The sequence below is a fragment of the Vreelandella neptunia genome (assembly GCF_000712975.1).
GTDB lineage: Bacteria > Pseudomonadota > Gammaproteobacteria > Pseudomonadales > Halomonadaceae > Vreelandella > Vreelandella qaidamensis.
On the sequence record NZ_JHQL01000001.1, the window covers coordinates 805,994 to 829,108 of the forward strand.

At 52.2% G+C, this 23,115-nt stretch carries 16 protein-coding genes; 10 read left to right on the forward strand and 6 right to left on the reverse strand.

The annotated features are described in order from the left end of the window. Positions 1 to 13: 13 nt before the first annotated feature. Both CR46_RS0103700 and lolA read left to right on the forward strand, forming a co-directional pair. Positions 14 to 3,418 carry a DNA translocase FtsK gene (locus tag CR46_RS0103700; RefSeq protein WP_030070175.1) on the forward strand — a complete coding sequence of 1,135 codons (3,405 nt, stop codon included), beginning with the start codon at positions 14 to 16 and terminating at the stop codon, positions 3,416 to 3,418. Between the two features lie 168 nt (positions 3,419 to 3,586). Continuing rightward, positions 3,587 to 4,240: an outer membrane lipoprotein periplasmic chaperone LolA gene (gene lolA, locus CR46_RS0103705; RefSeq protein ID WP_030070176.1), complete on the forward strand. Its 654-nt coding sequence runs from the start codon at positions 3,587 to 3,589 to the stop codon at positions 4,238 to 4,240. A 69-nt stretch (positions 4,241 to 4,309) separates the two neighbouring features. Here the strand turns inward: lolA and CR46_RS0103710 are convergent, their stop codons facing one another. Then, positions 4,310 to 5,653: a replication-associated recombination protein A gene (locus tag CR46_RS0103710; RefSeq protein WP_030070177.1), complete on the reverse strand. Its 1,344-nt coding sequence runs from the start codon at positions 5,651 to 5,653 to the stop codon at positions 4,310 to 4,312. Positions 5,654 to 5,923: 270 nt separating this feature from the next. Between CR46_RS0103710 and CR46_RS0103715 the strand changes: the two genes are divergently transcribed. From CR46_RS0103715 to CR46_RS0103735, 5 genes are all read left to right on the forward strand, one after another. Beyond that, on the forward strand, positions 5,924 to 6,469 hold the full coding sequence (locus tag CR46_RS0103715) for a hemerythrin domain-containing protein (protein ID WP_030070178.1): 546 nt from the start codon (positions 5,924 to 5,926) through the stop codon (positions 6,467 to 6,469). 112 nt (positions 6,470 to 6,581) lie between these two features. Next, positions 6,582 to 7,379 carry a glutamate racemase gene (gene murI / locus CR46_RS0103720; RefSeq protein ID WP_030070179.1) on the forward strand — a complete coding sequence of 266 codons (798 nt, stop codon included), beginning with the start codon at positions 6,582 to 6,584 and terminating at the stop codon, positions 7,377 to 7,379. A gap of 57 nt (positions 7,380 to 7,436) precedes the next feature. Beyond that, the gene (gene trmA, locus CR46_RS0103725; RefSeq protein WP_030070180.1) at positions 7,437 to 8,552 is read left to right on the forward strand and encodes a tRNA (uridine(54)-C5)-methyltransferase TrmA; all 1,116 of its coding nucleotides are present in this window, start codon (positions 7,437 to 7,439) and stop codon (positions 8,550 to 8,552) included. A 170-nt stretch (positions 8,553 to 8,722) separates the two neighbouring features. Continuing rightward, positions 8,723 to 13,546 carry an NAD-glutamate dehydrogenase gene (locus CR46_RS0103730; protein ID WP_030070181.1) on the forward strand — a complete coding sequence of 1,608 codons (4,824 nt, stop codon included), beginning with the start codon at positions 8,723 to 8,725 and terminating at the stop codon, positions 13,544 to 13,546. Positions 13,547 to 13,840: 294 nt separating this feature from the next. Then, positions 13,841 to 14,857 (forward strand): quinone-dependent dihydroorotate dehydrogenase, encoded by a 1,017-nt coding sequence (locus CR46_RS0103735; protein ID WP_030070182.1) that lies wholly within the window; start codon positions 13,841 to 13,843, stop codon positions 14,855 to 14,857. Between the two features lie 103 nt (positions 14,858 to 14,960). On the opposite strand, the gene rmf is transcribed toward CR46_RS0103735, so the two are convergent. Further along, positions 14,961 to 15,170, reverse strand: coding sequence for a ribosome modulation factor (rmf, locus tag CR46_RS0103740; RefSeq protein WP_030070183.1), 210 nt, complete (start codon positions 15,168 to 15,170; stop codon positions 14,961 to 14,963). A gap of 343 nt (positions 15,171 to 15,513) precedes the next feature. Between rmf and rlmKL the strand changes: the two genes are divergently transcribed. Together rlmKL and CR46_RS0103755 are read left to right on the forward strand one after the other, a co-directional pair. Next, positions 15,514 to 17,745: a bifunctional 23S rRNA (guanine(2069)-N(7))-methyltransferase RlmK/23S rRNA (guanine(2445)-N(2))-methyltransferase RlmL gene (rlmKL, locus tag CR46_RS0103750; RefSeq protein WP_030070184.1), complete on the forward strand. Its 2,232-nt coding sequence runs from the start codon at positions 15,514 to 15,516 to the stop codon at positions 17,743 to 17,745. A 20-nt stretch (positions 17,746 to 17,765) separates the two neighbouring features. After that, the gene (locus CR46_RS0103755; RefSeq protein ID WP_030070185.1) at positions 17,766 to 18,101 is read left to right on the forward strand and encodes a glutaredoxin family protein; all 336 of its coding nucleotides are present in this window, start codon (positions 17,766 to 17,768) and stop codon (positions 18,099 to 18,101) included. A 28-nt stretch (positions 18,102 to 18,129) separates the two neighbouring features. Here CR46_RS0103755 and CR46_RS0103760 read toward each other — a convergent pair whose 3' ends face one another. Continuing rightward, entirely contained in the window at positions 18,130 to 18,411 is a 282-nt protein-coding gene (locus CR46_RS0103760) for a WGR domain-containing protein (RefSeq protein ID WP_030070186.1), read from the reverse strand. 84 nt (positions 18,412 to 18,495) lie between these two features. Here CR46_RS0103760 and pdxB point away from each other — a divergent pair, with 84 nt between their 5' ends. Further along, positions 18,496 to 19,644 carry a 4-phosphoerythronate dehydrogenase PdxB gene (gene pdxB / locus CR46_RS0103765; protein ID WP_030070187.1) on the forward strand — a complete coding sequence of 383 codons (1,149 nt, stop codon included), beginning with the start codon at positions 18,496 to 18,498 and terminating at the stop codon, positions 19,642 to 19,644. A gap of 91 nt (positions 19,645 to 19,735) precedes the next feature. Here the strand turns inward: pdxB and htpX are convergent, their stop codons facing one another. The 3 genes from htpX to ylqF form a co-directional block, all read right to left on the reverse strand. Next, positions 19,736 to 20,641, reverse strand: a complete 906-nt coding sequence (gene htpX, locus CR46_RS0103770) for a protease HtpX (RefSeq protein ID WP_009722583.1) — start codon at positions 20,639 to 20,641, stop codon at positions 19,736 to 19,738. 123 nt (positions 20,642 to 20,764) lie between these two features. Then, positions 20,765 to 22,012, reverse strand: a complete 1,248-nt coding sequence (locus CR46_RS0103775) for a pyridoxal phosphate-dependent aminotransferase (RefSeq protein WP_030070188.1) — start codon at positions 22,010 to 22,012, stop codon at positions 20,765 to 20,767. Positions 22,013 to 22,067: 55 nt separating this feature from the next. Continuing rightward, positions 22,068 to 23,021, reverse strand: coding sequence for a ribosome biogenesis GTPase YlqF (gene ylqF, locus CR46_RS0103780; protein WP_030070189.1), 954 nt, complete (start codon positions 23,019 to 23,021; stop codon positions 22,068 to 22,070). Positions 23,022 to 23,115 lie beyond the last annotated feature (94 nt).

Consider the following 23,115-nt stretch of genomic DNA (forward strand, 5'->3'; position numbering starts at 1 on the left):
AAGGGAGAATCGCTTGAAAGTAAATAAGGCGGTAGACAAGCGAACGCAACGTAACTCGCGTCAACCATCATCAAAGGCCACTACTGGGCGAGTGACGGCGGCAAAGGAGAAAGCTCGCCGGTTTGGCCTGCGCTTGCAGGGGGCGGCGCGCGAAGGCGTAGTCGTGGTGCTGCTTGCGCTATGTGTATTTTTGTTATTAGCACTGTTTAGTTATGACCCAGCTGACCCAGGTTGGTCTTATCAAGGGCCAGAAACGGATGTTCAGAACTGGATGGGCCCTGTAGGGGCCTGGCTTGCGGATGTGCTTTATTCACTGCTGGGTGCCAGCGCTTTATGGTGGCCGGGCATGTTTGGTTATGCTGCTTGGTGGTTAATGAGGTCGCGCCAGGTACGATTTGAAATCGACCCAGTGGCGATTGCCGTGCACTCTGCTGGGTTGGTACTGCTTATGTTCGGCACCACTATGCTGGGAGCGCTCCATTTTTACCATCCTGACAGTCTGTTGCCCTACGCATCAGGGGGGATATTAGGCGAGGGGTTGGTAAATACTTTAAAACCACTAGTCAGCAGTGGTGGCGTGGGCCTTATTTCTGCTGCGCTAATATTGATCGGTTTTCCGCTGTTTAGCGGCATGTCGTGGTTACAGGTGGCTGATGAGCTTGGTCGTCGTCTATGTAAAGTAGGGGGCTGGTTCAGCGCTCGGCGCGCTAAAGGGCGTGAAAAGCGTGCACAACGTGCCGCTGTGCGAGCTGCCGCAAAGGCTGCCTCTCAAAAAGTAAAAGAGAAGCCGCTCACCGAGTTTAAAACAACAAAGCAAGAAAGTAATACGCAGCGCTCTAACCTAGAAGACGAACATCGCCAGCCGGAGCCTGCACGAGAAAACCGCCAAACACGTCGTGAGCCTAGTTTTTCTGCCACGACAGATACGTCTATTCCATGGGAAGCGGCTGCATTTTCGGGAGCGTTGCCAGCCCAAGCAATGCCTAAGCGTGAACAGCCAACGCCTGATATAAACGCTTCTCAAGATATTTCGGTTGAGGCTGGACAGTCTTCAGCATTCGCTGAAGTACAGCCTTCAGCTAAAACAGACACTAAAAAGGAGCCCGTTGCCGAACATAGAGCTGAGAGTAATGGAGATCATAAGGACGAAAAAGACCTAGAAAAAGACCTAGAAAAAGAGGTGGAAAAAGAAAAAGAGATAGAACGCACTTTGGCAAGGCCGGACAGCGCGCCACGTGAAGATGCTTTTGCGGTGCGCATCAACGATGAAGACAGCGAGCCAACGCCTTCGATACCGCTGTCCACTCAAGAGTCTGAGCCTGAACGTGAGCCGAGTGAGCCTGCGTTTAAAGAGCCTGCTTTCGATGAGCTCGCAGATCAACAGCCAGCGTCACGACCTGCTCCTGGCTTACCCGGAGAAGAAGAGCTTTCATTGCACTCACCTTCAGACGTTTCAGGCGATGACACAGAGCATCAGTCACCGCCGATGTCTCAGTCAGCGCATGAAATACAGCAGCGCGATGCAAGTACACCTCAGTGGAACGATGACCATGAGTGCGATGATATAGCACCCGTTTCCACGCGCTTGCCTGAACGCGAACAAGCACCTGCTATAACGCCTCCAGGTGATGACGTTCGCCCTTCGCCGTCCGTTGAACCACGCTCTGAAAGAGTGCCCGAAGTCGTGCCTGAGCCAGTATGGAATGATGAGGAAGACGACGACGCCCCGTCGGCAGTAACACCAGCCAGCACCGCGACACGCCGAGAGCCAACGCTCTCTGCACAATCGCCCGAGGCTGGCTCACCAGGCTTGAGGGCTTCTGAGGAAAAAGAGCCAGACAGTACTCCTACCCTATGGACTGTTGAGCATCTGCAGAGCCAGCGTCCAGCATTTGAAACGCTCGATGAGCCAGAAGGGGATGTGCCTAGTCTTCAGTTGTTGACACCTCCTGAGCCGCATGAGCCTAACTATACGGAGCAGCAGCTGGCTGATATGGCAGAGCTGTTAGAAGTGCGGCTACGTGAGTATGGGGTTAAGGCAGAAGTCGTTGATACATGGCCTGGTCCGGTTATCACCCGATTTGAAATTAAACCGGCGGCTGGGGTGAAAGTTTCTAAAATCAGTAACCTTGCCAAAGACCTTGCGCGCTCATTAATGGTTAAGAGTGTGCGTGTGGTTGAAGTCATTCCAGGACGCCCAACGGTCGGCATTGAAATACCTAACCCTCATCGGGCAATGATCCGTCTGCGTGAGGTGATCGACTCTGACCGCTATCAACAGGAAAGCTCGCCGCTGACCATGGCGTTGGGGCAAGACATTGGTGGAGGGCCCGTTGTCGCCAATCTCGGTAAGATGCCCCATCTGCTGGTGGCGGGTACAACAGGGTCAGGCAAGTCAGTCGGTGTTAACGCCATGCTGATTTCCATGCTGCTAAAAGCGACCCCTGATGAGCTTAAGCTGATCATGGTTGACCCAAAAATGCTGGAGTTGTCGGTTTACGATGGCATTCCGCACCTTTTGGCGCCAGTGGTCACTGATATGAAAGAAGCTGCTAATAGTCTGCGTTGGTGTGTTGCGGAAATGGAGCGCCGCTACAAGCTAATGGCGGCGATGGGGGTGCGTAACATTGCAGGTTTTAATGGGCGTTTAGATGAGGCTAAAAACGCAGGCGCCCAGGTGGCTGACCCGCTTTGGGAGCCGCAGCCTTGGGAAATGCATCAAACGCCGCCGATTCTTGAAAAGCTGCCCTACATTGTAGTGGTGATCGACGAATTCGCCGACATGTTTATGATCGTCGGGAAAAAAGTTGAAGAACTAATTGCTCGCTTAGCACAAAAAGCGCGTGCAGCGGGAATTCACTTGATTTTGGCTACCCAGCGCCCATCGGTTGATGTGGTAACAGGGTTAATTAAAGCGAATATTCCGTCGCGTATGGCCTTCCAGGTATCGTCACGGATTGATTCGCGTACCATTCTGGATCAGGGTGGCGCAGAGAGCCTGCTTGGCCATGGCGATATGCTGTACTTACCCGCTGGCTCAGGGCCGCCTAACCGGATACATGGTGCTTTTGTAGACGATGACGAAGTGCATCGGGTCGTAGATGATTGGAAACGACGTGGTGCGCCTGAGTACATCGAAGAAATTCTGTCAGGTGGTGTGACTGCAGATGCGCTGGCGGGTCTTGAGGCTGAGGGCGTAGATGGTGATGATGCAGAGCAGGATGCGCTTTACGATGAAGCCGTTCAGTTCGTTACTGAAACGCGCAAAGCTTCTATTTCTGCCGTGCAACGTCGCTTTAAAATCGGCTATAACCGCGCTGCACGCTTGGTAGAAGCAATGGAAAGTGCTGGCGTGGTTACTTCTATGGGGTCTAACGGTGCCCGCGAAGTGCTGGCGCCGCCACCGATAGGCCACTGACTTATCTTTTAACAAGTGTCTGGCGTTTGCTTCAATAATGCAATAAGCGTGAAAATCGCGCCGTAGGTGAAACCCTGCGGCGCGTTTTGCGTCTGAGAGGCTACACGGATCGTCTTCACGCTCCTTGCCTCGTCCGCTATCCGGCAATGACTGCCTAGGGAGAAAATAATGCGCGATACCCATATTCGACGCTCATCATCGTTAGCGTTAGCAGCCAGCGCGCTAGGGCTAGCCTTTGCAGCGCCTATGGCGTGGGCCAATGACGCCGCAGAGCGTCTTACTGAGCGGCTTGACCCGCTAGAAAACTATCAAGCGACGTTTGAACAGCAGATTTTAGACGGTGGTGGCGAGCGCTTACAAAGCGCCCGTGGGGAAATGTGGCTCTCGCGTCCTGGCATGCTGCGCTGGGAAGTGGAAGCGCCTTACTCCCAAGTGGTAGTTTCTGATGGAGAAGATGTTTATCTTTACGATCCGGATCTTGAGCAGGTCACCGTTCAAGCGATGGATGACCGAGTCACACATACCCCAGCGCTGTTGCTTTCAGGCAGTGCAAACGATCTAACTGCTAGCTATGACGTATTTCATGAACAGCAGGACGGTGACGACGTGTTTACGCTGATTCCTATCTCAGCGGATACGCTATTTGAAGAGCTAAGCATGGTCTTTGACGATCAGACTTTAACTGAACTGTGGATGATGGATAGTACCGGCCAGCGTACTGCAATTACGTTCAGCGATATTACCCGTAACGGTAGTATTGACCGTAGCTTATTCAATTTTGATATTCCTGATGGCACTGATGTTATCCGTGAAGAGCTGTAAAAAAAGCTGTGAGAAAAGTAATACACTGCTTGCAATAATGTACTCTGCACAATGATTGGACCAGGCACCCTAGGGTGCCTGATCAGCTTCCTGATCACGCTGTTCCCGCCACGCCATTATCTCGCCAAAGCGCTTTTCTTGACCAAATTCGCTCGGTTCATAAAAGCGCATTTTGGGCAATTCGTCTGGCCAACAGTCATGGGCGCTGCCAGCAGGATAGCCATAGGGTTCGTTATGCGCGTAGCGGTACCCTTGGCCGTGCCCCAACTGCTCCATCAATTTGGTCGGGGCGTTACGAAGGTAGTTGGGAACTTCCAGTTGGGGTTGCTGCTGCACAAACTGCTGTGCAGCCTTCCAGGCACGGTCAATACGATTGCTTTTTGGCGCAACCGCTAGATGAACGGCGGCGTGGGCAATCGCACGCTGGCCCTCGTAGTCGCCTAAACGTAAATAGGCATCCCAAGCAGCAATGACCAGGGGCAGTGCTCGTGGGTCAGCATTTCCTACATCTTCTGAGGCAATCGCCGTTAAGCGGCGCACAATATCAAGCGGGTCGCCGCCGCCCTGTAAAAAACGTGCCATGTAAAGTAGCGCTGAATCAGGACGTGATGAACGAATCGATTTATGAATTGCTGATAATAAATCGTAATAAGCATCACCCTGCTTATCAAAGGCGCTTGATTGATGACCTACAACATCGGCTAATACCGCTTTATGTAGTACCTCTTTATCACCATGTTGCACAGTAAAGTCACAAGCCGTTTCTAGCAGTCCCAGCGCGCGACGTGCGTCGCCTGCACTAGCATGAGCAAGCGCCTCTAATACTCCCTCTTCCACCTCAATGCTGCGTTTTCCTAGCCCATGCTCCGGGTCGTTTAACGCCTGGGATAGCACCTGGATAAGTTCGTCATGGCTCAGTGGTTTAAGTACATAGACCCGAGCCCGGGAGAGTAGCGCCGAGTTAACTTCAAAAGAGGGGTTTTCTGTCGTTGCGCCGATCAATGTTAGCAGGCCAGACTCCACATGGGGCAGCAACGCGTCTTGTTGACTCTTGTTTAGACGGTGGATTTCATCTAAGAATAGAAGTGTAGGCGATGTGCGTTGTTGGGCTCGCTCTACTGCTGAACGAATTTCTTTCACGCCGGCCATGACAGCACTTAAATGCTCAAGATGAGCGCCAGAAGCACGTGCTAGTAACTCTGCTAGCGTGGTTTTCCCCACGCCGGGTGGCCCCCATAAAATCATTGAGCGTACGACCCCGGATTCTGCCATTCGACGTAGGGGTTTTTCAGGCCCCACTAATGCCTGCTGGCCGACAAAATCGTCAAGGGTCAGTGGGCGCATACGGTAGGCAAGGGGAGCTTCTTCACCCACAGTGGTCGCAGTAGAGGGCGTGCGGTCAAACAAATCCATATAAACGTTCCCTAATAAACAAACCACCTAAACTTCCAGCGTAAGTGTCGTTGTTGAACAACCAACGATTCACACGTATCTGTGGTAAATAATGTAACGTCAGGCTACCTTTGGGCATAACCGATTGATAATCGTCTGCTTGCCTTGGTGATGGCAAAGGGCGCATGGTAAAGATTAACACCAGTGTAGTTGAACCCAGCTCATGCTCACGTGCCTAAGCGTTGGTAAGGTATGGGCGAAAGGTAAGGCACTTACAAAGGAGACGGCAAGATGTTAAACCAACTGCGTCTAGATCATGCCAACATGGCGCGAATGCTCCATGTGTTACAGCTTAAACACAAAACGCTAGCGAGCGGTGAGCGTCCCGATTTTCAGCTGATGCGGGAAGTAGTGGACTACATTTTGTCCTATATGGATGGCTTTGCGTCACCGCTGGAAAAAATTTGCGTTGAGCGCCTGCAGGAGCAAGCGCCAGAACACCTTCCATTGATGGAGCAAATGGCCAGCGACTATCGTAAATTAAAGCCGCGCCTTTCCCGCTTATCCGATGATATCGACATGATCTTAATGGATAACGTGTTGCCAATGGATCGCTTTGCTGAGGCGTTGAAAGCGTATCTTGATGCACACCGTGCCTACCTCCGTCATGAAAGAGAGGGGCTGTTCCCTCTGATTGACAAACATTTTAGCGAAGAGGATATGGAAGAATTGCGTCAAGCATTGCCCGAGGGTGCCGAAAAGGAATTAGAGCGCTTACAGCAAGCCTACCCAGAGCTATATGCCGAATTACGGGGTGCTGAAGTGCCATCGTTATAGCGTGTAAGGCAAACAGTCAAAGTGGAACGGGGCATGCTAAACTAGCGCCCCGTTTTTATTGGCGGTTTGAGAGGTTAGACGTGCCTATAGCATATGAAATGGGTAAACAGTGATGTTGGGACCTGTACTGCTGTTTGATTCAGGTGTGGGCGGGCTTTCCGTTGCTCAGGCGCTTCGCCGACACTACCCCCATTTAGCAATGTGTTATGCCTGTGATAACGCTTGGCTGCCTTACGGTCTTCGCGATGATGTGACGCTTTCTAAACGTATTGTGGCGGTGTGCAAAGCAGCGGTAGACGCCTGCCAGGCAAGTGTCTTGGTGGTTGCTTGTAATACTGCCAGTACGTTGGCGTTAGAGGGGTTGCGAAAAACGCTGGATATTCCGGTTGTTGGTACGGTGCCTGCGATCAAGCCTGCCGCGCTAAGTAGTCAAACGCGTCATATCGGGTTGCTCGCCACAACGGCGACCGTCAACAGGCCGTATACTCAGGCGTTGATTAACAGCTTCGCAAGTGACTGCTTAGTCACTAAGGTGGCGGCAGATGCGCTGGTTACGGAAGCAGAAGCGTGGCTATCAGAGGCGCCGATAAATGAGCAGCGATTAAACCAAGCACTGATGCCTTTATGGCAAGCTACCCAGGCTAACCCAGCGCTCGATACTGTGGTGCTGGGCTGCACTCATTTCCCGTTGTTGAAGCCCAAGTTAATTAGCCTGTCGCCGGTACCGCTGGTGTGGGTAGACTCTGGCGACGCCATTGCCCGTCGAGTAGGCCAAGTGGCAACTATTTTAGATAACCACACCCACGATGGGCGTTGCTTTACAACAGCGCCAGCAGAGCAGCTTACTAACGGACTGGCACGCTTTGGCTTTCAAGCGCCACAACGATTAACAATTCCTAATGTAGTGTAGTCACCCTGTTAGATTGTTTATTTTTATTCATGTTATTGACTTCAAAGAGGAGCCACCTTGGCGATCCCCACTGTAGAACCCGAACGTTATGCTGAACAGCTTGCTGAAAAGCAAGCCTACGTGGAGAAGACCTTTGCGGCGTTCACCACACCTACGCTTGAAGTTTACCCTTCGCCGCCCAGTCACTACCGGCAGCGCTGTGAGTTTCGCATCTGGCATGAAGATGATGACCTTTTTTACGCTATGTTTGAGGTCGATCCGGACAATCCCAAAAGTAAGCGGGTTGTGCGCTTGGATCAGTTTCCTGTCGCCAGTGAGCATATCAATGCGCTGATGCCGCGTCTGCGAGAAGCGTTTCTTGCCAGCGATGAACTTCGCCGCCGCTTATTTCAGGTTGAGTTTTTAACCACATTGTCTGGTGAGGCGTTGGTCACGCTGATTTACCATCGCCCACTAAGTGATACCTGGGAAGCTGAGGCCCGCGCACTGGAAGAAGCGCTTGGCATCATGATTATTGGTCGTTCTCGCAAACAGCGCCTAGTGCTAACCCGTGATCACGTGTGGGAACGCTTAACCGTTGATGGCCGCGAGCTGGTTTACCAGCAGGTCGAAAACAGCTTTACTCAGCCAAACGCGCATATCTGCCAGACCATGCTTAGCTGGGCCAGAGAGGCTACCGCCGGACGACAAGATGAAGACCTGGTGGAGCTTTACTGTGGTAACGGTAATTTTACCATTGCGTTAGCAGAGAACTTCCGACGCGTACTGGCAACGGAAATTTCCCGCACCTCGGTAGCCAGTGCTAACGTCAACCTGGAGGCTAACGGCGTGACCAATGCCCAGGTGGCAAGAATGTCCGCTGAGGAGTTCGCGCTGGCGCTAAAAGGCGAGAAAACAGGCCGCCGAGTGACGGAGATGGCGTTGGATGCGTATGAGTTTTCAACCGTACTAGTCGACCCACCAAGAGCGGGACTGGACGCGGAAAGTTGCCATCAAATCAGCGAATACGCCCAAATCGTCTATATTTCATGCAATCCAGCGACGCTTGCTGAAAACTTAACCATACTGACTAAAACACACCATATTGAACGGTTTGCGTTATTTGATCAGTTTCCGTTCACAGAACATTGTGAATGCGGTGTATTACTCACGCGCAAAAACAGTGGGCAATAAAAGCTTGTCAATAGTACTTATGATGCACAAGCGGCATACACCATGAATAACCTGTCAGATGGTTAGGGGGACGAGCATCGGTAGCGTAAGCTAATGGATAGTTTGGCCTAAAGGCCTATTGTCCTTCGTTTTTTGGCCTAAATAGTGGCCCCAGGCAGTCGAGGTGATGGATGCATTACGTTGCGATCGAAGAGAGTCGGCGAGACCTTTTAAAGCAGCTACAAGAGCGATTGGATGCGCGACTGGAGCCGGAGCGCTCAGCAGAGATTGAAGCGTTTGCTCGCCATTTTTATGCCACCGTTCCCGTGGAAGATTTGGTAGATCGACGCTTAGACGACCTGTATGGGGCCACACTATCGATTTGGCAGTTTCTGCAGCACCATGACTTAAAAAGTCCCAAAGTACGCATCTTTAACCCTGACTTTGAAGAGCATGGCTGGCAGTCAACTCACACCTTTGTTGCTGTTTTACACGAAGACATGCCATTTCTGGTTGATTCGGTTCGAATCGAACTCAATCGTCGTGGCCTAACGGTTCACGCTATTCAAAATGCCGTCTTCGCTGTCGCTCGTGATGATCAGCACCAGCTCAAAAAACTCGCTTCACCAAGAGATGAAAACGCGCCTGAAGCGCGCGAATCATTGATGGTCATTGAAGTTGATCGCCATTCTGATGCTGAGTCATTGACCAAGATCGAGCATAACCTTCACGAAGTATTGCGTGATGTGAGAACGGCGGTTAGTGACTTTGATGGCATGTGTGGACAAATTACTGAGGCTATTCAAGAGCTAGAGAAAAACTGTCCGCCGCAAATTGACCCTGATGATCATGAAGAAGCTATTGCGTTTTTAGAGTGGTTACTTAAAGACAACTTTACCTTCCTGGGTTATGACGAGTATCTGCTAGAAGGCAAAGAGCTGCAGCGTGACCCCAACAGTGTGTTAGGTGTTTTCCGCCTTGACCAGCCACGCTACCGTGAGCGTATCCGCACTGAAGAAGGCATTGGTGAGAATGACGATTACGTGCTAGTGCCTCAGCTACTGTCGTTTGCTAAAAGCGCGCATCACTCCCGGGTGCATCGCCCCACGTATCCTGATTACATTACCGTCGACCGCTATGACGATGACGGCAATGTGATTGGCGAGCGGCGCTTCTTTGGCTTGTTCACTGCCACGGTTTATAACGAATCGCCACGTAATATTCCGCTGCTGCGTCGCAAGTTAAAAGCCGTGATGGATATTGCTGGATTTAACCCTCAGGGGCACAACGGCAAACAGCTGCTGCAAGTGTTGGAAGTGTATCCTCGTGATGACCTGTTCCAGATCAGCACGGAATCCTTGGCCAGCACTGCGCTTGGTATCCTCAATATTCGTGAACGCCGCCAGGTGCGCTTATTTATTCGCGCGGACGTCAGCGGTAAGTTTTACTCTTGCTTAGTATTTGTACCAAGAGACGTTTTCTCTACTGACCTGCGTCAGCGTATACAAGCAATGCTGTGTGATGAGTTAGACGCTCGCTTTGGTGATTTCAATACCTACTTGTCAGAGTCGGTGCTAGCTCGTATTCAGCTTATTCTGCGCTTTAATGGGGAAGGGCCAAGCCAATACGATCTTAAGCGCTTAGAGAGCAAAGTGGCACGTTTGGCGCGCAGCTGGCGCGATGAGCTTCAAGAAGCAATGATAGAAGGCTTTGGTGAAGAGCGCGCTAATCACCAAATGGACCATTTCCATAATGCCTTCTCGGCCAGTTATCGAGAAGATTTCAATGCTCGCACCGCGGTGTTTGATGTTCAGCATTTACTGACCCTAGATAGTGGTGATGACCTCTCGCTGTCGCTTTATCGCCCCCTGGAAGAGCAAGCAGGTGGCATGAACCTTAAGCTTTTCCATCGTGAAACACAGATTCCGCTGTCTGACGTGCTACCAATGATGGAAAACTTGGGACTGCGCGTTATTGGTGAACGTCCCTACGACATTAATGCCCCGCAGCAACGTTACTGGATTCATGATTTCGAGCTAGAGCATAGTCGTGAAGGTGTGAATTTAAGCGAAATGCGTGACACCTTCAGCGAAGCATTTAAGCGAATATGGGCAGGAGAGGCCGATAACGACGCCTTTAACCGTCTGATTATTGGTGCTGGTCTTGATTGGCGCGAAGTGGCCATGCTGCGCGGTTACGCCCGTTACCTTAAGCAAATTCGCTTTGGTATGTCGCAGGACTATATCGCAGCCACTTTGGCTAGTTACCCGGCTATTACCCAAGCGCTCGTTGAGCTTTTCCGGCTACGTTTCGATCCCGCGCGTCAGCCAAGCAGTTTAGATGACTGCCTTGCGCGCTTAAACGAGCACCTAGAAGGTGTTGCTAGCCTAAACGACGATCAGTTGCTGCGCCGTTTTATGGAGCTTATTCAAGCGACCTTGCGCACTAACTATTACCAGAAAGCTGATGGCGGTCGTTTCAAAGATTACATCGCCTATAAATTGGAGCCGTCGAAAGTCACCGGCATGCCCAAGCCTCGCCCGGCGTTTGAGATCTTTGTTTGCTCGCCACGTGTAGAAGGTGTCCACCTGCGTGGCGGCAAAGTAGCTCGCGGTGGCTTACGTTGGTCAGATCGTCACGAAGACTTCCGCACCGAAGTGCTAGGCCTAGTGAAAGCCCAGCAGGTGAAAAACGCAGTCATCGTGCCGGTGGGTGCTAAAGGCGGCTTCGTATGCAAACGCATGCCAGAAAATGCTGATCGTGAAACCCAACAGAAAGAAGGCATCGCTTGTTACAAAATCTTTATTCGCGCACTGCTGGATGTCACTGACAACCTGGTGGGTGGAGAGGTTGTGCCACCGCAAAATGTGGTGCGCCATGATGGCGACGATAGCTACCTCGTGGTAGCTGCCGATAAAGGGACCGCAACTTTCTCGGACATCGCAAACGAGATATCCATAGAGTATGGCCACTGGCTCGGTGATGCTTTTGCCTCTGGCGGTGCTAACGGTTACGACCACAAGAAAATGGCGATTACCGCGCGTGGTGCCTGGGAGTCCGTCAAGCGTCATTTCAAAAATCTCGACGTAAACACCCAGCAAGATTTGTTCACTGTGGTTGGCATTGGCGATATGGCTGGCGACGTTTTCGGCAACGGTATGTTGTTGTCGGACAAAATCCAGCTAGTAGGCGCATTCAACCATCTGCATATTTTTGTCGATCCAAACCCTGACGCAGAAGCTGCCTTCGCTGAGCGTAAGCGTATGTTTAACCTCCCTCGCTCCAGCTGGGAAGACTACAGTGCTGAACTGATCTCCCAGGGTGGCGGTGTCTTTAGCCGCAGTGCTAAATCCATTCCAATATCTCCGGAAATGCAGCAGGTGTTTGGTATCGAAGAGACGCGCCTTTCACCCAATGACCTGATCCGTGCCATGCTGATGGCTAAGGTCGATCTGTTGTGGAATGGTGGTATCGGTACCTATGTGAAGAGCTCCGATGAAACCGACGCAGACGTAGGTGACAAAGCCAATGACGCGCTGCGCATTAATGGCGCCGAGTTGAACTGCCGCGTTGTTGGTGAGGGCGGCAACTTGGGCTTGACCCAGCGTGGTCGTATGGAAGCGGCTGCAAAAGGGGTGCGCGTTTATACTGACTTTATCGATAATGCCGGTGGCGTTAACTGTTCTGACCATGAGGTCAATATCAAGATATTGATCGATGAAGTGGTTAAACGTGGCGATATGACCGACAAGCAGCGTAATCAGCTGTTAGCCGATATGACCGAAGAAGTCGCCAACCTGGTAATTCTCGATAACTATCGTCAAACCCAAGCGCTGGATCTGTCAGAAATACTGTCTCACCAAGGCATGGGGCCATACCGTCGCTTTATTAGTGAGCTTGAGTCAGCCGGCCAAATTGATCGTGAACTAGAATTTTTGCCTGCCGATGACGTGCTTAAAGAGCGTGCCAGTCACGACCAAGGCATGCGGCTGCCTGAGCTCTCGGTGCTGATTTCTTACGCTAAGAGCACTCTTAAAGGCGATCTGATCAACTCTGAGGTGCCGGATGATCTCTACATTCACCGTCACCTAGAGCGCTTGTTCCCTGACGTATTGACGCAGCGCTATCAGACAGAAATGTATGACCACCGCCTAAAGCGTGAAATAGTGGCTACTCAGGTAGCCAACGACTTAGTCGATCATATGGGCATTGTGTTTGTTCGTCGCCTAATGGACTCAACTGGCGCAGGGCGTGCTGATATTGCTCGCGCTTATGTGGTCGCTCGAGATGCGTTTAACCTCACGTCTCTGTGGGAGCAAATCGAGGCGCTGGATAACCAAGTGCCGAACCGTGTTCAGTACTCGATGATGCTTGACCTAATGCGCATGATTCGCCGTGCAACGCGCTGGTTCCTGCGTCAGCATTTGGGGCTGTCCACTCAAGATACAATTGAGTATTTCGGTCCTCGTCTTGCTCAACTGCAAGAAGGTATTGGTGAACTGCTTAGCGGAGAAGAGCAGTCTGCATGGCGTAAGCGGTGTGACGAGCTGCTAGAGGCCGGGGTGCCGGAAGCGCTGGCCTCTACCGTAGCTGCGGCGCCCAGTCTCTACGCAGGTTTGGGAATTATTCACGCAGCGCGGGTTGCCAATGAGAAGCCTCAGCGTGTGGCTGAAGTATTCTATGAAATCGGTAGTCGTCTAGAGCTACCCTGGATGATCCAGCAGGTGACCCAGCTTGAAGTGCGCGATGCATGGCAGGCACAAGCGCGAGAAACCTTCCGTGATGACATTGACCGTCAGCAGCTTGCCCTAACCACCAGTGTCTTGAAGTTGGAAGCGGGTAGCCGCGACACCCAAGAGCGGGTCGCCCAGTGGCTTGAACAGCACGCAGAGCTACACCGTCGTTGGTGTCGTTTGATTGATGAAGTGCGCGGTGGTAGTGAAGTTGGCTTTGCACTATTTGCCGTTGCCGTGCGTGAATTGGTCGATCTTGCTGAAAGTGATAGCGAAGCGTAAGTCACAAGCTCGCTATCCACTTGCTCGATGAGTAACACCACCTACCGCGCCCCTAATCAGGGCGCGGTTTTTTGTGACTGTTCTTGATACTGTTCTTGGGACTGTTCTTGAGATCGCTCTTGAGACCGCTCTTGAGACCGCTTTTCCACTGCATCGCCTTTCTCGCTGCTCAACGCTGCGAAGATAACTTGATTTACGCTATACTCTGCGCGCCGCGCGCTATGCTGTCTATTTGTTCACAAGTAGCGTGCTCGTTCGCCTGCTTCATGCCCACTGCTCTGGAGAACCTCGCTGATGTATAACTTCGCCCGTTCGCTGCTATTTCGACTCGACCCTGAAACATCTCATGGGTTGGCGCTGGGTGCGTTAGATACTCTGCATCGGGTTGGCGGTGTGCAGCGGGTATATGGTGAGCCTGTGAGTGACCCTGTTGAGCTAATGGGGCTGCGTTTTAGTAATCGGGTAGGGTTAGCCGCAGGGCTAGATAAAAACGCCGATCATTTGGATGCGTTGGGCGCGTTGGGCTTTGGGTTTGTAGAAGTAGGTACCGTTACCCCCAAAGCGCAGCCAGGAAACCCAAAACCGCGCCTGTTCCGGCTTGCAGGTCACGAGGCGATCATTAACCGCTTTGGGTTCAATAACAAAGGGGTTGAGCACCTTGTCGCCCAGGTGAAAAAGCGCCACTACAAGGGCGTGGTGGGCATTAATATTGGTAAAAACTTAGCCACCTCTGTGGAAAACGCGCTTGATGATTACCTGCTTTGCTTAGATGCGGTGCACGGTGTGGCTGATTATATTGCAGTGAATATTTCCTCGCCTAACACACCAGGGCTGCGAACGTTGCAGTTCGGTGAGCAGCTGGATGCACTGCTAGGTCCTATTCGTTCGCGCAGCCAAGCGCTGGATGATGCGTTAGGCCGCAAGGTGCCGCTACTGGTTAAAATCGCCCCAGATATGAGCGAAGAAGAGGTGGCGTTGGTGGCGGGTAGTATCGCGCGTAACGGGTTGGATGGTGTGATTGCGACCAATACCACGATATCTCGCGAGGCGGTAAAAAGTGATCCACAGGCAGCAGAGGCAGGTGGATTGTCTGGAAAACCCGTTTTTGAAGCGTCAAATACGGTCATTCGTCTGCTGCGTGCACAGCTGCCAACGTTACCTATTATAGGTGTCGGAGGGATTGATAGTGGTGAGACCGCCGCTGCAAAAATTGCTGCTGGTGCAGATCTGGTGCAGCTCTACTCGGGGTTGATCTACCAAGGGCCTGGGTTAGTAAAAACGTGCGCCTTGGCGCTTAAGCAGCATCGTTAAGGTGATAGGTCAGCCAGTGCTCGCAAGGGGCGCGATGGCAATAAAAAAGCCCGCTTGTCAGCGGGCTCCGTACTCCGAATGTCATGTTTGAAAGGTAAAATAACTAGGTCATTACCAAGGGATTTTTATGGATACCGGAGACGCCGGTCATCCCATCCCACTGATCACCGCGACCTTCACGCCAACCACTCATCCAATACTCGCGTAAATTAACATCTTGACTGGGGCAGTCATCTCGGGAGCGACCCGTAATGCCCGCTTTATAGCCGTGAACATAAGCCCGTTGGAAGCGATCACGTTTTTGTCGTTTCATTGGCTAACCTCTTTTCACGAAAGCCTTTGATAAGAAAAGCAAACTGGGCAAAAATGTCGTCTTTGCATCAGCGCTATTTCGATAGATAACTTCAGCAAGCCGCCACTCAACGCTAGTGCCTAGCACTCACGTGCTGAACGGGCAAAGCGGCAGACTCGACAAGCTAGAGATCTTGAAAGCAAGTTTGCTAATAGACCCCTGACAAACAACGCATGCGTTTTTCAGTAGCTACACTCCTATTGTTAGCTCATTATGGGGTCACTTGTCGACCATCAAATTGTCATAAGACGTAAACTCATTTGCCATATATAGGAATATCGCGCTCTTACGCGCGGCGATAAACATGACCGAGTCGAGCCAAACTGCCCCTTTAAACCTCCTTGCCACCTGTCCTAAAGGCATTGAAAGCCTTTTAGCTGATGAGCTGTCAGCGCTAGGAGCCGAGCCAGGTAAAACGACCGTGGCGGGCGTTTATTTTTCCGCTAATCTAGAAACCGCCTATCGCATATGCCTGTGGTCACGGTTAGCTAACCGCATTATTTTGCTGTTGGCTCGGGAGTCGATGATCGATACTGCCGAGCAGGTACGTGACGTGGTTGCCCGACTGCCCTGGACACAGCATTTAACGCCAGGCAAAACGTTGGCGGTCGATTTCCATGGTCGTAGCGATCACATTCGCCATACTCGCTTTGGTGCCCAAACGGTGAAAGATGGCGTTGTTGATTCGCTACAGTTAGCAGGTCAGGAGCGTCCCAATGTTGATACCAAAACGCCCGATTTGCGCATCTATGCCCACTTACACCGTGCTAATTTAAGCCTGGGAATTGATCTTTCAGGCGAAAGTTTGCACCGTCGTGGCTACCGCCGCGATGTGGGCCATGCGCCGCTGAAAGAGAATTTGGCAGCGGCATTGCTAGTACGTGCTGGCTGGCCTGAGCGCGCAAAAGCCGGTGAGCCGCTGTTAGACCCACTGTGTGGCGCAGGCACACTATTGATTGAAGCGGCGCTAATGGCCGCTGATCAAGCGCCCAATCTCAATCGGGAGCGCTTCGGTTTTCAAGGCTGGGCAGGGCACGAAGAGCCAGTGTGGAAAGAGCTAAAGCGCGAAGCCGAGGCGCGGGCTTCGATAGGCCGTAAACGCTGTAAAACGGCGCTAGTGGGCTTTGATCAGAGCCCGGCGGCACTGACGGCGGCAAAAGCCAACGCCATGCGTGCTGGCATTCCTGCGCTAATTACCTTGCATGGGCAGAGCCTTAGCCAGCTAACTAGGCCAGAGACTATTACTGCTGAACGTGGGTTATTAATTACTAACCCGCCTTATGGCGAGCGCTTAGGCGAATTACCTGAGCTGGTGCGTTTGTATGCCCAGCTGGGTGAAAAGGCAAAAGCACTGTTTCCTGGCTGGACGTTGGCGCTTTTTACCGGCAATCCCGATTTGGGCCATCGCCTGGGGCTACGGGCTCATAAGCAGTATGCGCTGAAAAACGGTGCGCTGGATGCCAAACTGCTACTGATGGAGATTGCCCATCACACAGCAAGCTCGGCCAGCCAAGCAGACAGTGAAAGCGCCTCATCTGCTTCAGACAGCGGTGAAATGGTGTCGGCAGTAACCGCCAGTGCCAAGCCTGCAGTGTCGGAAAATGCCCAGATGTTTGCCAATCGTTTGGCAAAAAATCAAAAACGTCTGAAAAAGTGGCTAAAGAAGAGCGGTGAGACCTGCTATCGCGTTTATGACGCCGATATGCCGGAGTATGCGCTGGCCGTCGACCGTTATGGTGACAGAGTGCACGTTCAAGAGTACGCAGCGCCTAGTTCCATTAACCCTGCTCAGGCTCAAAAGCGCCTGTTTGACGCCTTGGAAGTGATGCCTGAGGCCCTCGACGTTGACCCAAGTAAGATTTATATCAAGCGTCGTGAGCGCCAAACTGGCACTGCTCAGTACCAAAAGCGCGATGCCAGCGGCGAACGATTTGAAGTGCGCGAAGGCGATGCGCGGCTATGGGTAAACCTGCGTGATTACTTAGACACCGGTTTGTTTTTGGATCATCGTCCCGTACGTCGCATGCTTAACGAGATGGCTAGCGGTAAGCGCTTCTTGAATCTATTTTGCTATACCGCCACAGCCACTGTGCAGGCAGCCTTAGGGGGGGCAAGCGACAGCGTCAGCGTCGATATGTCCAATACCTACCTTGAGTGGGCGAAAGATAACTTTGCGTTGAATAAACTCGACCCGAGGCTGCATCGCGTGGTGCGGGATGACTGTTTCCGCTGGCTTGAAACTGCGAATGCCGAATTTGATCTGATCTTTATGGACCCGCCGACGTTCTCTAACTCCAAGAAAATGCGCGACACCCTAGACGTGCAGCGTGACCATCCTCGGTTAGTGGAGCTTGCCATGGCGCGCCTAGCGCCGGGCGGTACTTTAGTCTTCTCAAACAACCAACGGCGTTTTAAGCTGGCCGAAGAACTCAGTGAGCGTTACGCAGTGGAGGACATAACGTCGCGCACCTTTGACCCGGATTTTCAGCGTCGAACCAACCTGCACCATGTGTTTGTATTACGGCATAAACAGTAGAGAGAAATAACGCACCGGTTATGATTCAGCTATCGATTTACACAACTTTAGGCTGCCACTTATGCGCCCAGCTAGAATCACTGCTGGTGACGATGGCTAACCAAGAAGTGTCGCTTCATCGCATCGAAATTAGCGACGACGACGCCCTGGTAAAGCGTTATGGCGTACGCATTCCGGTCTTGATGGATGGTAACGGAGAAGAGCTGGACAGAGGCTTTGATATCGAACGACTGAGCGCATGGTTACAAGCGCGCGGTTGGCTGGACGAGGCGTCTCTTGCAGCGCTCACCACCCCGCCCGAAAGTGCGCCACCCATTGGGGCGCACCAGCGCAGCGGGCGGCGTTATTTAGGTTAAACGTAATGGCTCAGGCAGGAAGCGTGCATTACAGTGCATCAAGTAGTGACAGCTGCCGCATAGCTTCCTGTCCTTCAGGCGTATGATCGGCTGCTTCTAGCACCTTGCGAAATCCTCGCGAGGTCTGGATAGTGGCCTCATCTTCCATCCACATTTGCGCTTGTTCCAGAGTATCTGCCAACTGGTGCTTTAGTCCGCCAAACTGGGTGCCGATTTGCCCCCAGGCGCGGCTGAAAATCCAGTCGCCAAACATATCCTGGTGAATATGAACCAACACATAGTCATGGTCGGTTTCCCAGCGTACGATCACACCCATCTCCTTAACTGCTTATTGATCACGCCTGCACAGCAAGCCGTTGCGGGCGTATTGTAAAGCCCGGATACGAAAACGCCTATGAAACTTGTTATCGATGCGAATATCCCCGCTGCTGATCAGTGTTTTGAACCGTTTGGCACACTGCAGCGTCTGTCTGGGCGTGAGATTCGTCCTGTCGATGTAGCCGATGCCGACGCGCTGATCGTACGCTCGATTACTCAGGTAAATCAGGCGCTGCTGGCAAAAAGCCCTGTTCGTTTCGTGGGTACCTGCACCATTGGCACTGACCATATCGACCATGCGCTATTAAACGAGCGTGGTATTGGTTTTGCTAGCGCTCCTGGCTGCAATGCCGATGCCGTGGTGGATTATGTGCTTAGCAGCCTGTTGCTGGTGAGTGAACGTGAAGGGTGGTCGTTGCTGACGCGCACGGTGGGGATTGTGGGTGCTGGCAATGTAGGTGGGCGCCTACAGCAGCGCTTACAAGCACTGGGTGTGGCTACTTTAGTGTGTGATCCACCGAAGGAAGAAGCAACAGGTGCGCTGGGCGAGTTTTTCTCACTTGATACTCTAATCGAGCGCTGTGATGTGCTATGTCTGCATACGCCACTAGTAAAAGATGGTCCCCATACTACCTATCAGCTGCTTAACGCCGAGCGCATTAACGACCTAGCCCCAGGGGCTGTGTTGCTGAACGCTGGACGTGGCGACTGTATTGACGGCTTAGCGCTACGTAGTCGTTTGGCGGGTAAAGGTGATATCACGGCTATTCTCGATGTTTGGGAAGATGAGCCGGAGATAGATGCTGGGTTGCGTGATTTAGTCGCGTTGGCGACCCCCCATATTGCAGGGCATAGCCTTGATGGCAAATTGCGCGGAACGTGGATGATTCAACAAGCGTTCGCTGAGCATATAGGTCAGCCCAGTCCGTTACGTTTTAGTGAACTTTGCCCGCTACCAGCGCTTGCTGAGCTAACGTTGCAGCAGGCTTTGCCAGTAGAAGATGCGCTGCGGCTTTGTGTGCGAGCGGTATACGATGTGCGCCGTGACCACGATATGCTGCAGCGGCACGTGTTTCATCAGGGAATCAAAAAGGGCTTTGATGATTGTCGATCAAACTATCCCCTGCGTCGAGAGTTTGCCACGCTGCGCGTGTTGCTAGAAAACGATGCAACGGTGCTGGAAGCGCCATTGCTAGCGGCTGGTTTTCAAGTCCAGTGCGCATAGGTGTGCGGTGGCGGTGGTATTGGTAGTGAGGTGATTTAGAAAGCACAAGGCCCGCATTTGCGGGCCTTGTGGGTTATGCGGCGAATATGTGTTACTGACGGTAAGCCGCTTCTTTTAAAGCACGAATGCGATCATCTAGCGGCGGGTGGCTGGCAAATAGCTGCTCTAACAGAGAGCGCGTCTGGCCTTTGGTAATAGCCATTGCGCGCAGCGTGTCAGGCATTTGGTCAGGCATTTCAGTTTCCGCTTTCAGGCGTGCCAGCGCATTCACCATTGCACCGGTGCCTGCCAAGCGTGCACCTGCTTCATCGGCACGGTATTCGCGATAGCGCGAGAACCAAGCAACGATTGCAGAAGCGACAATACCAAAGACAATTTCTGCCACGATCACTACGGCAAAGTAACCGATAAAACCAAGGCCACCTTCGCCGTCGCTGCGGCTTTTTAAGAAGTTGTCAACTAACTGTGCCACCACACGGGCAAAGAACATCACAAAGGTGTTCACAACGCCTTGAATCAGCGCCAGTGTCACCATGTCGCCGTTGGCTACGTGGCCAATTTCGTGGGCCAGCACCGCGCGCACTTCTTCAGGACGCATACGGTTTAGTAGTCCAGCAGATACAGCGACTAGTGCATCGTTTTTATTCCAGCCGGTGGCAAATGCATTGGACTGCTGAGCCGGAAAAATACCCACTTCTGGCGTTTTAATACCCGCTTCGCGGGAAAGTTCGGCCACCGTATCCAACAGCCACTGCTCAGTTGAATTGGACGGTGTTTCAATAATTACGGTGCCAGTTGAACGCTTTGCCATCCACTTGGAAATAAACAGCGATATCAGCGAGCCGACCATGCCGAAGATAAAGCAGAAAATCAGCAGGCTAGTAAAGTTGATGCCCTGACTGCTTAGGTAACTTTCCACCCCAAACAGGCGCAGCGTTAAGCTGGCAACCAGCAACACCGCTAAGTTAGTGGCTAAAAACAGCACAATTCGCATCATGGTGCAGGTTCTCCCTCAAAGGTCATTAAAAAAGCGTTAGTGGAATGACAGTTTAGATACGTGCTGTTAACGTCAGTTTCAAGACGCCGTTTTTATTGGCGGCTGTTTTTATCGACGGCTGTTTTATTGACGATAACGGGACAAGAAATTGGCAAAACGGTCAAGTGCATCACCAAGCTGATCTGCCCACGGTAAGGTGACGATGCGCACGTGATCCGGTTCTGGCCAGTTAAACGCGGTGCCCTGCACCAGCAGTATTTTCTCCTGGAGCAGTAAGTCCAGCACTAGCTGTTGGTCATCTTTTATATTGAACACTTTCGGGTCCAGGCGGGGAAAGGCATAAAGCGCGCCTTTAGGTGTCACGCAGGAAACCCCGGGTATGGCGTTGAGCTTTTCTACCGTGATATCCCGCTGAGCCAGTAGCCGCCCGCCTGGAAGAATTAAGTCGTTAATTGACTGGTAGCCACCCAGCGCGGTTTGGATAGCATGTTGGGCGGGCACGTTGGCACACAGGCGCATCGAAGCCAGCATGGTTAGCCCTTGAATGTAATCGTGCGCGCGCTGCTTTGCTAACGTGCCGGAAATGGTCATCCAGCCAGAGCGGAAGCCTGCACAGCGGTAGCTTTTCGATAGGCCATTCATAGTGATGACTAACTGGTCATCATCCGCTAATGCGCCGGTGGCGGTGTGCTCTACGCCGTCATAAAGAATCTTGTCGTAGATTTCATCGGAGAACACCACCAGGTTATGCTCTTTGGCAATCTCCAGCACTTCCCGTACTACCTCTGGCGGGTAAACCGCGCCAGTGGGATTATTGGGATTAATAATCACAATGGCCCGGGTGCGGCTGGTAACTTTTGCGCGAATATCTGCCATGTCTGGCGCCCAGTCAGCTTGTTCATCGCACAGATAGTGAACGCCGTGACCACCAGATAAATGCGCTGCAGCGGTCCACAACGGATAGTCGGGCGCAGGGATAAGCACCTCATCGCCATCGTTGAGCAGCGCCTGCATAGCCATCACAATTAACTCAGAGACACCATTGCCGATATAGATATCTTCGATGCCGACGTTGGGTATCTGTTTACGCTGGCACTCTTGCATGATCGCCTTTCGCGCAGAGTACAAGCCTTTAGAATCACAGTAGCCCTGGGCAGTGGGCAGGTTGCGCATCACGTCTTGCAGGATTTCTTCCGGCGCTTCAAAGCCAAACGGTGCAGGGTTGCCAATATTCAGCTTTAAAATCCGTTGGCCTTCTTCTTCCAGGCGCTTGGCATGGTCGAGTACTGGGCCACGAATGTCATAGCAGACGTTATGCAGTTTGTGTGATTTTTTAAGTGTGTGCGATTCTTTAGGCTGCGGGGTGTCCATGGGGTTTATTATCCAAAATTTCCTGTGGCCGTTAGTGTTACCAATAATTTGCCCATTATGCGTCGGATGGTAGGTGGCTGTCTTCGTCGATTTGTATCGGCGGCGGTGGAATATCGTCTGGGGTTTCTAGGGTAAGCCGACCGAGCTTTCCATCGCGTAGTTCATGAAGCAAAACCTCGGCACCGCGGTGTATGTCAACCTCGCCGCCAGGGCGTAAGCCGCCGCGTTTGCCAGCAATTTCTTTCAAAATGGCATGGCCGTCAAAACCGGCAATGGCTAAGAAATCCGGTTTTTGTGGGCCATCAGCATCTATCTCTTGGGTGATGGGGGCTTCGTAGCTGGGCAACGCTTTCAGTTTATAGCGAGCGGTTAGCTCTGCTGGATAGCGCTTGGCAAGCTCGGCACTGGTAACGATGGCCACATCGGTATACTCAATTGCGGTATCACGAATGGCACCACTGGCAGCTAGACGGTAGGCGCTGGCCTGGTCTTCGATTTTTGGCCACAGCACTCCTGGGGTATCGATCAGCGCGACGCGACCATCAATGCGCACCTTTTGCTGGCGCTTAGTGACGGCGGGTTCATTCCCCGTCTTGGCAATTTTGCGGCCTGCCAGTCCGTTAATTAGCGTCGATTTTCCGACGTTGGGAATACCCATAACCATCACGCGTACATCCCTGTCAGCACGCACTGCACCTGCCAGCTCGTGGCACAGTTTAGGAATTTTCTTTAGTTCGCGGACATTAGTAGTAGTGATTGCCAGTGCGCGAGTATCCTCTTGAGCATCAAAAAACGCTACCCACTCTGCGGTACGTTCAGGGTCGGCAAGATCTGCCCGCGACAAAATCTTCAAGACGGGCTTATGACGCGTTAACTCGGCCAGCATCGGATTGGCGCTGGAGTAGGGCAGACGCGCGTCAAGAACCTCAATGACGACATCAATTTCGGGCAGCGCGTCCTTAATCTGGCGGCGGGCCTTGTTCATATGTCCGGGGAACCAGCCGAGCATGAGTCTCTCCTAATGAGCGCAAAACAAATACAAGCAAAAATGGGCATAAAAAAGCGGGCTGCCATTCTAGCAGATGGCGCCCGCCTTGCTGGGG